This is a genomic window from Gardnerella vaginalis, assembly GCF_001563665.1.
In the GTDB taxonomy this organism is placed as follows: Bacteria; Actinomycetota; Actinomycetes; order Actinomycetales; family Bifidobacteriaceae; genus Bifidobacterium; species Bifidobacterium vaginale_A.
Window position 1 is genome coordinate 158,744 of the sequence record NZ_KQ961857.1, and the last position, 15,896, is coordinate 174,639.

Below are 15,896 nucleotides of genomic sequence, written 5' to 3' on the forward strand. Positions count from 1 at the left end.
TATATAAGCTTTTATAAAACGCATGCAACCAACAAAGTCGTTCATAAAGTGATACAAACAAAGAGGCGTATTATGACAGTTGCATTGAATTCTGTGTATGAAAGTATTGATGAGCTTATTGACTTTGCACAAAAATCATTGAATCTTGATCCACTTGATGCAAATATTACGAAGAATCGCATTTTTGCATTATTTAATTTAGATTCTTATAAATCATCTTCTTTAGATAAGCAAAAAAGCATTGAAGAAGACGAAGATTACAAAGCGAGATCAAAAGAAGACTCAGAATGTGCAGAAGGCGCAAGTAATTCTTCAATTGATGATATTTTAAATCGTTTCTTCCAAGCAGCTTATAATGCGAATCTTCTCGATCCAAGCGAAGAAGATACGTATAGCGATACGATTATGGGATTATTAAGCGCGAACCCTTCTAAAATACAGCAACTTTTTGAGCAAACTAAGAAAAAAGAAGGCTCTAGTGCCGCTCAACAATGGTTTTACAACTATTGCGTAAATAATACTTATGTTAAACAAGCTGCTTTAAAGAAAAATATTCGATTTAACTCACATAATCTCATAATTACTATCAATTTAGCTAAGCCTGAATTTAAGAATATGAGTAAAGCAGCAAGCGGAAATAGCGTATCTGGAGGATATCCTAAATGCACTATTTGCCGAGAAAATGAAGGATTCGCAGGTAGAAATAAACGCACTCTGCGCACGCTATCTCTAAATCTTGGCGGAAAAGAGTGGTTCTGGCAATTCTCCCCTTACGGATACTTCAATCAACATGGAATATGCGTAAATTCACAACATACTCCTATGGTTGTCAATCGCAATACTTTTGTTAATTTGCTTGATTTTGTAGACGAATTTCCACATTACTTCTTAGGATGCAATGCAGCACTTCCTAGAATTGGCGGATCAGTTCTTGCTCATGATCATTACCAAGGAGGTGGAGAGCATATGCCTATGCATCATGCTCCGGCGTTAAAAACTCTCCACCTTGAAAATTATAAAGATACAATACTTGAAGTTTTAGATTGGCCTGGAACTGCTATACGAGTCGTGTCTAAAAATAGAGAAAACATTATTGAAGTATGTGATTATATACGTAAAGCATGGGTAGATTACGATAATCCTAAGTTAAACATTTCTTCAAAAGATGAGAATCAAAATCCTCAATCAGCTTTATCTCCAAGCGTTATTAAAACAGCGCGCGGATACGAGATGAATCTCATATTCCGAAATAACGCTGTAAGCAATGAGTACCCTGATGGGATTTTCCACGCTCATCCTGAATATTATGCTGTAAAACAAGAGCCTATTGGACTAATCGAAGCTCAAGGATTATTTATACTTCCGGGAAGATTAGTGAAACAACTTGATGAAATTGAAAGAGCTTTAGAATACGGCAAAGATGCGAAACTTCCAGAAGACGAGTCTGAGTTTAAACTCGTATGGGATGAATTGCGTGAAACTCTACAAGGAAATACAGATAAGAATGTTATTAAAAATGCTATTCGAGAAGAACTTGCAAGCATATGCGAACGCATTCTAATAAATACAGCTGTGTTCAAAAATAAGCAAGATCTTATTGTTTTCCTTAATTCTTTAGGATTTATGCAAGAAAACGAAAAATAAAATTATGTAAAAATGCATATGAATTAGGTACAAAATGACGTGCTTAAACTATGCAAAATATAGAAAAGAGCTGTTATGAATATGCAAATGCCGAATAGAGATCATAATTTAACGATAGGGATTGATATTGGCGGTACAAAAATTGAAGGCATTGTTATTGATGAGAATAATAACGTGCTTAAAGAATTAAGAATACCCTCTAGAATCGGCGAAAAACAGGTTGTAGATGATATTACGCGTGTAGCTAAAGAGTTATCTGAAACTCCTATACCTGTTGGAATCGGTATTCCAGGGCAAGTTAATTGGAATACTGGATGCGTAAAAAACGTTGTCAATTTAGGTATTACTACTTTAGAATTAGGCTCTGAAGTTTGCGCTAAATATGGCGCTAGCGTTCATGTTGAAAACGATGTAAATGCAGCAGCACTTGGAGCTGCTAGTTTAGTTTACGAGAACAATACTTTCGAGAATATCAATACTGAGAATTGTGATTCAACAGTAGTTATGCTTAATTTTGGCACAGGATTAGCAGCTGGTGTTGTGAAATCCGGAAGAGCTTTACATGGTTTTAGTGGAGCTTACGGAGAAATCGGACATATACCAGTAGACGCAAATATGTTCGATTGCCCTTGCGGACAAAAAGGATGCTTAGAAACAGTTGCTTCCGGAGGTGCAATATCTCGCTTATGGCCTTACGCGAATCCAGCTATGCCAGATTTGATCTCGAAAGCTGAAGATGGGAATCCTCAAGCAAAACGAGTGCTAGATATGGTTGTTCACGCAATGGTTGATGCTGTACAAATCGTTGTACACGCTTACGATCCGCAAATTATTGCTATTGGCGGTGGAGTTGCAAGAACTGGCGAGAAGTTGCTTAAAATTATTTGCGAAGAGCTTAACAATCGCGCTAGTACTTGCCCATTTTTACAAAGCTTGAATGTTACTAAAAGACTTGTGCTTGTGCCATCTAATCAGCCTGTTGGAGCACTAGGAGCTGCTATATCTGCTCGCATAAACAATTTAGCTTAATTGTAATACTTGCACATTTTATAAGATTTTCCTGTTTAACGCAGATTAACTCAAAATCTTAAAGCAAGCGGTTGCAGGCGCAAATAATTAAGACCAACTGATTTTATATTAGTTAGTTAGTTAGTTAGTTAGTCAGAGATCTAAGATTTTTGCGCTCAGCTTCCATAGAGCTAATTTCCCCAAGAAGATTTAGTTTCTCCTTGCAATCAGGTAATTTTGACATTCGAATTTTAGCGGCACCAATTCTACGCATATATCCAATGTCTAAAAGTTTAATAAGCAACTCGTTAGCGTATTGCGACTCACTTTCACTTGGTCTTCTCAGAGTATCTGCAGGAGAACCAATGTTTTGAGCATTTTGAGCATTTTGAGCATTTTGACTGTTCGCGATGGTCTGACTTTGTACTTGATTAGCATAAGCGCTAAATCCAATAGACGCGTTGTAATCTTCTCTTTTAGAAATCGCAAGCGGCAATGGTGTAACAGCAAGCTCTGTAATAACAGGTTCAAGAACAGGTCCACCAGCTTTCATTAGCTTATGTAACCAAAGCCCTTGAGTTATATTTGGATCAGGGAACCCATCTGCAGCTATAAAAGCTTGAAAAAGCGTTCTGAAAATTGGAGTAATAAAATTATTTAAAGTCAAACGCGAAAGTAGCGATTCTTGAAAAGCTAAAGGCATTTGAACTAACACAGACATAAATTGCTGCTCACACATGAAAACTGTGTCGTCAATTCGATAATAGCTTTGTGAATGATATGCTTCTCGCATAATATTCAATCGTTCTGCAGGATTCATAAATTTTTGAGAAACAGAATTTACAGCAGATCCTCCAGAAAACGCAGATGCAGACGCAGATGCTGAAGAATATGAAGATTGCGACTCGAATCTTGGAGCGTAAGCATCCTCTGTTTTAATATGAAGTCGTCTTCTCGCGGATTCAACTTCACGGCGCATAATAGTCAAATCAATTCCAATAAATCTCGCTGCTTTACGCGTATACATATCTAGCAAGGATCTATCTCTAATTTGCGCGACCAATGGCGAAACAGCCTTTACAGCTCCCATTTGACCAGTTGCAAAAGTTGTGTCAAATTTACGTATAACAGTGTTGATAACGAAATCATAAAGCGGACTAGCGCTAGAAATCAGCGCTCGAACTGCTTCATCACCTCTTTGAATACGCAAATCACAAGGATCTAAATTATTATCTGCAACCGCAACAAAAGTTTGAGTTAAAAACGCTGAATCTAAGCCGAAAGCATGAATTGCAGCTTTCTGACCTGCAGCATCCCCATCAAAAGTAAAAACAATTCGCGAACTTACATTTTGACCTTTAACTTTAAGAGGACCAACAAGCTGAATACCACCTAAAGAATCGTCCGCTATTAAGCGCCTAACCATTTTCGCATGTTCAACGCCAAAAGCAGTACCGCAAGTTGCCACAGCAGTATCAATTCCAGCTAAATGGCAAGCCATAACATCTGTATATCCTTCAACTATCACAACTTGTCGTTTTTCTACAATATTTGGTTTTGCTATATCAATGCCATACAAAACTTGATTTTTACGATAAAGCGATGTGTCGGGAGTATTTATATATTTCGCGCTAATAGAATCATCATCATAAAGTTTTCTAGCACCAAATCCAAGAGTTCTGCCTGTAGAATCTCGAATTGGCCATGTAAGACGACCTCTAAAATAATCATAAATTCCGCGCTGAGATGATCTAGCTAAACCTGCATCTAATAATTCTTGATGCGTGAAACCACGTGAAGATAAGTATCGAACAAGATTATCCCAACCTTGTAAAGCATATCCGCAACCAAATCTTTCACATTGAGCTTGAGTAAAATTACGACCTGCTAATAGTTTGCGCGCAAAAGAGGCTTCAGGAATAAGCAGATTTTTAACGAAAAATTCTTGAGCAGCATCATTTGCTTCTAGCAAACGCGCGCGCTTAGTTGAAACATGAGATTTATCTTTATCGTCTTTAGAATTATCATAATGCAATTCTATGTGATATTTATCTGCTAATAATTCAACAGCTTCACGAAAATCAATATTCTCTTTTTGCTCAACATAATCGAATACATCTCCGCCTAAACCACAACCAAAACAATGCCAAACACCTAAAGAAGGACGAACATTAAAACTTGGAGTTTTTTCGTCATGAAAAGGGCAAAGACCTACAAAAGAACCAATTCCAGCAGTTTTTAATGTAACAGTTGCAGAGATAATGTCATATAAATCTGCTACCCCACGCACGCGCTCAACGTCTTTTTGTGAAATGATTCCTGCCATAATGTTTACTCTATCTTAAGGCTTATAACTAGACGCATGTCAATTAACATAATGCAGCATGAAGAGTTGTAGCAGATCCGTCCGTAAGACTTGCAACTTGATCTATTGCCACTCTTAAACGCTCATCATCGTTAGTGCACTCGTTCCAATCATCCACAAAAACTGGTTCCATAGCATCGTGCGGACGAGGAGATTTACTCATAAAAACTTCTACTAAATCAGTAATAATTTTCTGCTCACGCCTATAAAACTCGCGCTCACGCGGAGCAATTATAAAATGAACTGCTAAACTTTTTAGCATAACCATTTCATAACTTGTATCTTCTGGAACAACAACATTCGCACGATATCTAATTAACGCACCTTTACCATATTGTTCACGAGTAGCTCGCTCAACAGAAATTGCAAAACGACCTATAAGCATACTTGTTATATTCTTTAACTTAGCTAAAGATCTTCGAGAACCATCAAAATTTTCAGGGAATACATTAAGCTTACGCAAACGTTGAAAAGCGGCTAAAAGCTTATCGCAATCCCATTGTTTTCCATACCACTCGTGAGTTTCTTCAATAACACTATCTGCTAAAGAAGGATCATCTACACTACGAGGATTAAAAGCACCTACAACAATTGCATCTTCAATATCATGCACGCTGTAAGCAATATCGTCTGAAAGATCCATTATTTGACATTCCATTGGACGAGCCTCAAGAGGTGCTCCAATTTTAAGCCATTCAAACACATCAGTATCGTCTGGATAAACACAGAATTTATCATCACGCTCACCTTTATCGTGAGCTTTCGCTTCTTTAAGACTCCAAGGGTACTTCACAGTAGCATCCAATGCTGCGCGCGTAAGATTAACTCCTGCACTACGACCATCTTCATTAAAAACTTTAGTTTCTAAACGCGTCAGAAGACGAAGAGTTTGAGCGTTGCCTTCAAAACCACCAATATTTTTTGCGATTCCAGCAAGAACACGCTCGCCGTTATGCCCGAAAGGAGGATGCCCTAAATCATGCGACAAGCACGCGCAATCAACTACATCCGGATCACAACCAAGCATTGCAGCAATCTGTCTACCAATTTGTGCGACTTCTAGAGTGTGAGTTAAACGAGTGCGCGCAAAATCATCTGAACCTGCAACAAGAACTTGACTTTTAGCACCTAAACGTCTAAGAGCTGAGGAATGAATTATTCTAGCACGATCGCGCTCAAATGGAGTACGAACTCGCGTATGATGAGGCTCACTCGCCCATCGCTCAGTATCATGCAAATCATATTCTCCAACAACTTCATTATCTGAAGCAATCACTTCATTGCACATTTAATTCACACTCCATTACAAATCTAATCCACACTACACGGTTCACTGCAGATTTAATCCACACTACACGCTTTATTGCAGATTTAATACATCTTCGCTATTTAAACTTACATAAAACTAAGACTATTGTTGTTTTACTAGGCTGTACTTATATAAGGCTTAGTCTAGATAAGGTTGCTCTTATATAAGACTTAGCTCATATAAGGCTTAGCTCATATAAGACTGCGCTCGTCTAGTTTTTCAATATCGTTTTGAGATAGAACTTCGTAAGCATTTCTATATAATCTTGGCACTCTACAGCCTATACTAGTCATAATTTCATAACTAATAGTTCCAGCAGATTCAGCCCAATCATCTGCAGTTGGCTCTGCGTATTTTATTCCGCGACCAGGTCCGAAAAGTCTAACAGTATCGCCTTCTTTAACTCCAATATCTTCAGAATATGCTTTCAAATCAACAATAAATTGATCCATGCAAACTCTACCTGAAACGCGAAGAATTTTAGGTCCTGAATTCGTTTCAAAACGTACAGGCGCGCCACTTTTATCAACTTTCTTAGAGCCTTGAGTATCAAATCCTGAAGAAGATCTTAAAATTCCGTCAGCGTATCCTAGAGGAACTATAGCTGTGCTTGTATCTTCTGGAACTAAATACGTGCGTCCATACGATATTGCATGACCTTTTTTAACTTTTTTAACTGTTCCAAGTTGAGCTTGCAAAGTCATTGCTGGAGTCAAATTATAATCTTGTGGCACTCCCATAGAAGGATCAGGCTCATAACCATATAAACCTATGCCTGGGCGAACTAATTCAAATCTTATTTCAGGACGACTAAGAGTTGCAGCAGTATTTGCTAAATGACGTATTTTAGGCTTCAATCCAGCATTTTCCATTCGATGCGTAAACTCGTGGAATTGCTCTATTTGCTCATCTGTTGCTTTAATAAATTCTTGTACATTTGGACTATCTGCAACTGCAAGATGACTCCACTGCCCTACTACGTTTATAAAACCGCTATTAGCGTAATTTTTAAGCTTATATAATGCAGAATCAAAAGATTCTTGAGTAAAACCATTTCTGCCAAAACCTGTATCTACTTTTACATGCACACGAGCGCACTTGCATAAGTTTTTTGCAGCGAGCGCAACAGCATCAAGTGAATCAATAGAGCCAACTGAAATATCAATATCGGATTTAATTAAATCTTCAAAAGGCGTTGTTTTAGCACTTGTAAGCCAAGTTAATATGTGGCAACGATCAGAATTTATGCCAGCTTTACGAAGTTTCAAAGCTTCAAAAGGTTGAGCAGTGCCAAGCCAAGTAGCTCCACCAGAAAGAGCTGCTAAAGCACTTGGGATAAGCCCATGACCGTAACCGTTGGCTTTAACAACTCCCATAACAGCAGGCGGATTTTGATTAGGTTGTAAATTTTTCGAAACTATAGAAACAAGCGTACGCATATTATCTCTTAGAGCACGCAAATCAACTATTACTTGACCTGGATATGTGCTTAATGCGTTTACATAGTTTTCTCGTAACATTGCTTCTAAAGGAAGATTAGTGCACATAAATCGCGCCTTTACTTTTAATATAAACTCATATTATTTATTTACTTAAATCTTACACTCATATTGCTTATTTACGTAATTAGAAATATGAGAGTTGTTTGCATTGCAATACGAATATGCTCGAAATGGCTTGAATAGCTTTAACTGGCTCGAGATAGCTAAAGATGTATCTAGATGGCTTGAGATGTATCGATATGACTAAAGATGTATCGAGATGGCTCGACTAGCTCGAACAGAATAGGAATGGCTATGACTGGCTCAAGATGGCTCGAACAGAATAAGCTATCTCAATCTGGCTCACTCTTAGTGAAACTGATCAAAAAGAGTGAACCGATTGAAATAGCTTGAAATAGCTCAAAACAGCTCAAGTTTTGAAACTCACTTAATGCATGTAACGCATTCTAGCGAATAGTCCTCCATAGCGTAACGCGTCAGAAGACTCATCGCAATGCTTACTTGCAATAAGATAGTTGCGCTTATTCTTAAGCACTGAGTTTAACCATCCGCGCTTACCGAATGCGCCAGACGCGATGAAGAGCGCTAGAAGTATGCCGAAAATAATCGTATACGTAATAGCAGCTTGACCGCCTGTAAATGGCATCGCAATAGGAGATACGTTAATGCCAGTAATCTTTATATAGCCGATGATTGCTTTCTTATCATCTTTGCCAGCATCATAGTAATCGCTCTTATTTTCTGACTGATCTTTTGTTTGCGCGTATACTGCATACACAGCCGTATTCTTATTAGATATAAGCAAATTCTGCAATTCGTCAGCATCTACGCTTGCGTTGCCTTTGGCATCGCGCTTCAAAATAGGCGTACAAGTATCATCAACAGGCTTGCGATTGTTTAACTTTCGCACGCATACTTGAAGATTCTTCTCAACTACATCTTTAGAATCAAAATCATCGCTAGCGTTTACTAACAGCTCTTTACCACTTACTTTGCCTTGACTATCTGGATTACCCGTGAAAGTGAAGTTAATGTCATTAGCAATAACCTCGTAAGGATTATCCATAGTCGAAGTCTTAAGCGAACCTATAGATTCAGCCTTAGGCTTTACTACATCAACCGGCACTACGTACACTGGAATGAGCGAAGTCGCAGAAGCAACATTCTTAAAATGAGTTTGCGCATCATAGCCATAAGTATTCTTTAAGCTTCTCATTGCCCAACCATTAGAAAGCGACAAAGCATAGACTGGAGCAATAGCTTTCTTAGATGTTCCAGCTACATCATCTGCAGTTTCTATATTCTTATTTCCACCTAAAACTTTCGTAAGCTTAAAGGAATCAGAATTGACAGTATTGCAATTTGGATTTGCAGTATCGCTACCCTCACACCATTTGTTCACAGTAATATCTTGAGGACTCATATTCGAATAATTGGTAGTACCCAACGAACTGTAATTCATGCCATTAGTGTTAGGAACACCTAATCCACCACCATAGTTTCCATTACCTAATACTAAATCAGGTATATTGATATACTCACCGTTAAACGTGAAGAAGTAGTAACCATCATCATGACCGAATTGATCTACCCTAGTTTTGTTGTCAGGAAGCTGTACTGTAACCTTACTGCTATGCTCGCCATTTTCCTTATCTGTACCACTTACAACACGCAAAGATGGTTGAATCTTCTTAAACTCATCTTCACTCATGCCATTTGGAATATTCGGCTTAAGAGTGAGAGCATTCTGTAATTGACTTAAGTTGATTTGACTGCCCTTCGTGCTCGCGTTATAACGGTATACAAGCGATTGATGACCAGGATGATTGCCAACCAACTCAAATCCTGGGTCGTCAGAACGTCCATCAATATATGGCTTATCTTTATCCCAAGTAATCGTGTAGTCGGCAGAGTCAGCAGCATCCTTACCAACACTTCGCAACCTAGCGAATCTTGTTACAACATTATATCTTGGCTCTGGCGTTACATTTCGCCTACGCCATCCGCGCAAAAGAATAAACGAATCCTGCTCATTGCCTGCGTGGGAGTAATTGTTGCGCTTATCCGCCTGCTCTTGAGGCGCAACATACTCCCCGCGTTTCCAAGCAACTTCTGACTGGTTTGCAGAAAGCGTATCATCATCATCCACGCTTATAAGACTGTCAGCATCTCCAAAACCAAGCCATTTGCCGCCGGAATTGCCATTGCGTAGCACGTAATTTACAGCATGCTTTTCAGAGTCATTCAGCAGCAATGGATGCACTTGTACTACTTTCTTATTGACTACGACTGGGAAGAATACGCAATCTGAAGGCGAACTCCACTCTTTTGGTGCTTTTGTTTCAGGCCTACACACGCTACTACGTTGCGCAACCATTGAGTCAGCAGATAGCACGTTGCGCATATCTTCTTCTTTTAGCGCATTTGACTCATTACCACCTGTTTGAGTGCTATCTACAGAACTACTTGCATGATCTGAATTTATACTTCCGTCTGATTGAGATGAGTTGATGTTATTCGATAACTCATCCAAATTTTCAGATTTAACGCCAGGCATATTAGACCAAGGTCCGTAAGATCCTGCGCGATTCCTTGCACGCACTACGCTTCCAGGAGCTAAGACTTCAGGATTAAATATTATTGCAGAATTATTTTTCCCATAGTCATTAGAATTCAACGTAACGCCTTGAGGCAGCGTATAACCTTCGCAAACTTGCCACTTATCCGTTGACTTCGATCTACATAATGCTAATGCTTCACTCGTGTCAGTATCGCTTTGAGAATTAGCATTATTACTACTCAAGTTATCCTGTGCACGCAAGCTAGACATTAGATTATTGCTAGATTGTAAACTAGCGAGTTTTGCTTTTTGTGCGCGAGTGAAATACACTACGAGTCGAGTCGCATTCCCACCTGCAACAACTGACACAGCATTATAGTAATCCTTCGCAACAGCACCTTCCCAATCATGAAGCCACACTTTAGAGGAAGATAAATTATCATAATGATGACCATCGTATGCGCGCACAATTGGAGCGTCAGCTACAGTCCAATTGAACTTGAATTTGCCTACTACTGCTTCGTTGCTCTTGTTTCCAGAGTCGTCAGTCACTTGAGCAATCATCTTGAAAGTTGGTGAATTTTTAACATCTTGCCCACGCCATTTTTCTATGAACGCACGCAATAGTTCCTTGTTAATATTGCCGTTTGTCACAAACCTTACGCGAGGAGCTTTCTTAGTTTTCGGATCTGTTACTCCTTCTGCTTCAATGTCTATACTCAGAGTATTCTTCAAAGCTTCGCTTACATGCGTATCAGGATTTGCAACATTGAAATCATCATCCATTGCAAGCAAATCTACTACGTTGAATAATCCCGACTGCTTTGTGTAATCAGTCGTGTTCATATCAATAGTCGTAGCAGTTCTGCAAGAATCAGCCTTTTCTTTAGTAGGATTGCACTCGCCAAGAAGCTTCTTACTAGCATCTTTTACTGAAATCCACGGCTTGTTCTTGTCTACTGGCACGAACCACACGTTAATTACATTTGGCGTTTTATTATTATCACCTTCGCCTCTAGCTTCTAATTCTCTCCACGGATTACCGTTGAAAATATAGAGCTGAGTGCGCATTGGCGTTTTTTGACCATTCCTAAGAATTGCAGATCCTAAGTTTGCGCCTGAAGCTTGCTGATTGTAATCTTCTCCACCAGGAATAACGTAACCTTGCGGCTGCAAGAAACTGTTTTTATCAGTAATACCATTAGTATTTATACCGAGTCCACCGCCAAGACTGTCTTGTCTTACTAAGTCAACAACGTTTACCCATTCTCCGCGCGAGCCATTCGTCAATTTACGAGCGTAGCCAATTCCATCACCACGCTTAGGCATACTGTTGTATCCACCCCATAGATTTTCTATAGCTGTTTTATTAGTAGAATCAGCAGCATTAGTGTTCAACGGGTAAAGTGATGGCTGTATTTGGCTTCCAAGCCGTCTAGTTTTCTTTGTGCCTTTAAATAAGCTTAAAGCATCATTTGTATTGAAATCACGACCTTGGTTGATGTTGAATCTGTACACTAAAAATTGTGTACTATTTTCATCACGACCATACCACATGAAACCATCATCACTGTCACGACCCTTTATTTTTCCACTGTATGACCAATCATAATCTCTACGAATATCAACAAATCGCGTGATTTTCTTCTGCTTTGGATCAAGCACAGTGTCTTGCTTTTGATCATCTTTAGTGTCATTGCCTATTCCAGTTGCTTTTACTACTTTAAAAGTTTTTTCTGAACCAGACTTACCTTGAGCTGTATTTTTAGTGTCAGGAGTTACTGAAAGACAGATTTTATACTGCTTTGTGTCGTTTGTGCAAGAATACTTATCGTTTCCTCCGCCAAGAGTTTTAGTTTCATCTTTTGACCAACCAATTTCGTCTTGTCGGTATTGGAACAAACGCGGATTCTTTTGCTTAATTCTATCTATCAAACCCTGTTTTTCAGAAGGATTCAGCTCATACGGGTTCACTTGAACCATGCCATCGTCTGGCCAATTCATTTCAAGTGGAAGTGGCTGAGAAACAGCGTGGTCACTAGTATTAATACCACCGTCAGATCTTCCTATGCCAACATAAATTCTCGAACCGATTTCTGCTAAGTTTTCTGGAATAGTAATCTCACCAGTTTTTGGATTAAAAGTAATCTCTTTTTCATATGGCATAATTTTTGTGAAAAACGCATTAGGAGAATTTATCTGTGCCCAATCGTGGTGTTCGTCTTGGCGATTAAGGATTATTCCTTGGCAGCCATCAGCGCGAGCATTACATGTATTGTAAATATCTGTTGAAGTTCCATTTTTTTCTTCAAAAGGCTTAGTTTTTCCACGTCCCCAAATTCGCACTACTAGCATTTTCACTGATGTAGCGTTTTTAGAAAGCGTCACTTTACCAACATACTTACCATCATTCTGCTTTTGCCAACGCACATTAGGAACAATAAAATTGCCATCAATAATATTCAACTTCACAGTTTTTTGAACATTATTTCCAGCATCATCCCAAGCGTGGAATGTAAACTCTTTGGACGGAACATCACTAGCAGAAGCCGGAGAACCATTAGGATCATTTGTAGTTACATAACCGGATTGATCTTTAAGAGTATTAGCACACGCCGTGCTACCACATTTTGAATTTTGATCATATTTACTAAAACTGCCGGACCATTTTTTACTAGCTTCCAAAACATCTGTGCTACTAGTATTAGGCACATTTTCCTTCGTACCCATATGCACATGCATATCGTCATGACCTGTTACCAAGAATCTAACACGGCTACCAACAGAGACGTTTAATCCACCTTCAGGAACTGACTGAGGCTCACCGCCATCAACGCTCACTTTCACGTCTATAGTCGGCTTCTCAGCATCAACATGTGTGAACACGAGTGGCAAAACATCCTTAGACTCATCCCAGTATGTAATCTTCGCATACTTAGCTAATACGTATACTGGCTTTACTTCTGGATTCGCGCCAGATTGAAGCATAATGCGATTTTCGTTATTAGTATTAGTTGGAGTTGCGTATTCTTCTTTTACTGGCTTTGAGAAGTCTGCTTTCGCAAGGTTCGCATAATACGCTTTCTCAGAGTCAGTCAAAGCTTGGTCAACAGATTTACCTTGAGGCGCATCATAAAGTTTCCAAATATAACGCTTCGTATCGTTCAATGGCCTAAATTGACACTCTTGACCGTCTTTATTTTTTGCAGCAGCGTTATCTGCAGCTTTATCATCATCGCCATTACAAGGATTTACTACGTTTACTACAGGAACTTTTACAGCAACCTTTGTTTCTGCATCTTGCAAAGTGTCTGACTTTTTATCATTACCTTTTTTATCAGTCCACTCAACGCTATAAATTGCGCGATCTTTAATAGCTTTGCTTGCTCCGGATCCGCCATCGGAATAACTATCATTGAGCGGATATTCTAAGCCATGAGTATCCCCTGGAGTTTTGCCATCTTTAATAGAACCGTAATAAACAGAGTCCTCTGCATCTGAATAATTATCATAGTTGTCAATATTCTTCTGAGTATGAGCATCAGGCATGTATATGCGCGGATTTAACGCAATAGCAAAATCATAGATTTTAAGTTTACTATCAAAGTATTTCACATAATCTTCTGCTTTACCTAAACTGGTTTTAGGAGAACGATACTTAGCGTTATCATGCCATTCTTCAGTCTGCAAAGGTCTAAACACGTCCGCTTGACCAATAATATCGTACTTAAAAGGCATACTCGAGCCCATTTGAAGTTTATCGTTCCAATACTTTACTGTCATCTGGTGAGAGCCGAAAGAAGAATCTTGAGTGTTAATATTAGTGTTTGGATCTAACGGGATTCTCCACCAACGGTTTCCTCTCGCATACTTATTATCTGCGGAATTGTATTTTGGAGAAAGTGAAATCTGACCCTTTGCCCACACTTGACCTTTGCACTGAGATTCATCAGCTTTATCGCACACTCTTTGCTGCGAAGGGTAGAAAAGTAAGCTTGTAACGCCAATATTATTAGTATGAGCTAATAATTGACCATTATTGCTTGTTAAAGGTCCTAAATGAGTACCGCGAAGGAACTGGAAATGTGGCACTCGCATATCAACTAGATTTGGTATACCGTACCACTGTTGGTACAAAGTCGTGTACTCGTAATCAGTATGGCCTTTACCACCGCGCCATTGCCAGAGTGAATATGGTTTAGAACGACCATATGGATCAGAACGACCATATCTAGTTGCTGGACCACCCCACTTATCACCATAATAAGTTCCTGCACCATAATACGATGTACTCAAAGCTCCATATTTTCCATTATCTGAAGTCGTATAATGAATATGGTAACTATAAGGTGATGTTTGATTATTTTCAATGTTATTAGTCAACGTAAATATTTTTGATTTTTCTGGACTATCTGGTCCGCGCATTTCAAGATACAAATGATCAATCAAATCAATATACGTTTGGTTGAATCGCTGTCTACCATCCGGAGGAAGACGAGTACCAGTAAGATGTTCCCCATCGCTTGGGAAACCATAGTTAGTGCTGTGATAGCAATCAAAGCCATAACCAGTATGGCACAAGCCAAGGCCTCTATTTTTATTTTCATTCTTGCTTTGAGTTCCGCCATTATAAACAGCTGCATCATCACTAATGACATTATTATTTTTAAGGCGATACCAAGCTTTATCAAGAGTTTCACCATTACTAAGTGGCTCTCTTTTAACACCTTTATCAACGCAAAAACCGTTAGGATTAACCCAATCTTTTGAGCAAGTGCGCTTAGTTGCATCAAAATGCAAGCGCTCTACATACTGGTCATACTGACCGTTACTTTCATCGAGTCTCTGATCTTTAGGAACAACGAAATATGTTAAAGCATTAGCAGCACCATGAATACGTGCACCCATGTTGACGAGCACATCCCAGATATAGCCTTTGCCATCGCGTTTAGGAGTACGCTTCATAAAAATGTAGTCGTGAACATCATCAAGCTGATTAAAAGCCAAAGGATCAACACCGTTTCTGCCTGCATCATACGGCAAATTACGAAGACGTTTTTGTAAATACGTTCCGCGTGGATACGGAGTAAAGTTTGGATCATTTTCAGTGTAAATACCTTGAGGACTAGCAAAATTGCTATATACAGTACTCCAAGGATTTTGTCCGCGTTCCATATCAGCACCATTAGATGCGCGATGCCCCATTTGGTCGCCGTCATCAGTAATGCATTCGGAACGTGAGTATTGTCTATAACAACCTGGGCGGAACTCCATTTTGCTATTGCGATTACTATCACGATTACTATTGCTTGCACGATCAGTATTGACAAAAGCACCGTCCGCTCCGCTTTGCGAAGCCATACCTTCAGCAGCGCTCATAATTGCACTATTAACAAGACTTGCTGTGTCATTATTGGTTTTGGCAAACTCCGGATTGGCAAACGGAGAGATTACAGGTTGCGTTTGGGCTGCTCTTGTAAAAGGATTATTTGAATTTGCGCTTAAGTT

Annotated in this window: 6 protein-coding genes; 2 read left to right on the forward strand and 4 right to left on the reverse strand. The window is 39.1% G+C overall.

Annotation, left to right across the window (positions count from 1 at the left end):
• Nucleotides 1–72 precede the first annotated feature (72 nt).
• Both HMPREF3230_RS02640 and HMPREF3230_RS02645 read left to right on the forward strand, forming a co-directional pair.
• Nucleotides 73–1,644 carry a galactose-1-phosphate uridylyltransferase gene (locus HMPREF3230_RS02640; protein WP_075523417.1) on the forward strand — a complete coding sequence of 524 codons (1,572 nt, stop codon included), beginning with the start codon at nucleotides 73–75 and terminating at the stop codon, nucleotides 1,642–1,644.
• 75 nt (nucleotides 1,645–1,719) lie between these two features.
• Complete coding sequence (locus HMPREF3230_RS02645; RefSeq protein ID WP_075523418.1) at nucleotides 1,720–2,673, forward strand: ROK family protein; 954 nt, start codon at nucleotides 1,720–1,722, stop codon at nucleotides 2,671–2,673.
• Nucleotides 2,674–2,797: 124 nt separating this feature from the next.
• On the opposite strand, the gene dnaG is transcribed toward HMPREF3230_RS02645, so the two are convergent.
• From dnaG to HMPREF3230_RS02665, 4 genes are all read right to left on the reverse strand, one after another.
• Nucleotides 2,798–4,978, reverse strand: a complete 2,181-nt coding sequence (gene dnaG, locus HMPREF3230_RS02650) for a DNA primase (RefSeq protein WP_075523419.1) — start codon at nucleotides 4,976–4,978, stop codon at nucleotides 2,798–2,800.
• Between the two features lie 43 nt (nucleotides 4,979–5,021).
• A complete protein-coding gene (locus tag HMPREF3230_RS02655) occupies nucleotides 5,022–6,305 on the reverse strand; it encodes a deoxyguanosinetriphosphate triphosphohydrolase (protein WP_075523420.1) in 1,284 nt (427 codons plus the stop codon).
• A gap of 212 nt (nucleotides 6,306–6,517) precedes the next feature.
• Nucleotides 6,518–7,873, reverse strand: a complete 1,356-nt coding sequence (gene alr, locus HMPREF3230_RS02660) for an alanine racemase (protein WP_075523421.1) — start codon at nucleotides 7,871–7,873, stop codon at nucleotides 6,518–6,520.
• Between the two features lie 382 nt (nucleotides 7,874–8,255).
• Nucleotides 8,256–15,896, reverse strand: a 7,641-nt coding sequence (locus HMPREF3230_RS02665) for a cell wall-binding protein (RefSeq protein ID WP_419471019.1), incomplete at its 5' end; no start/stop codon positions are given.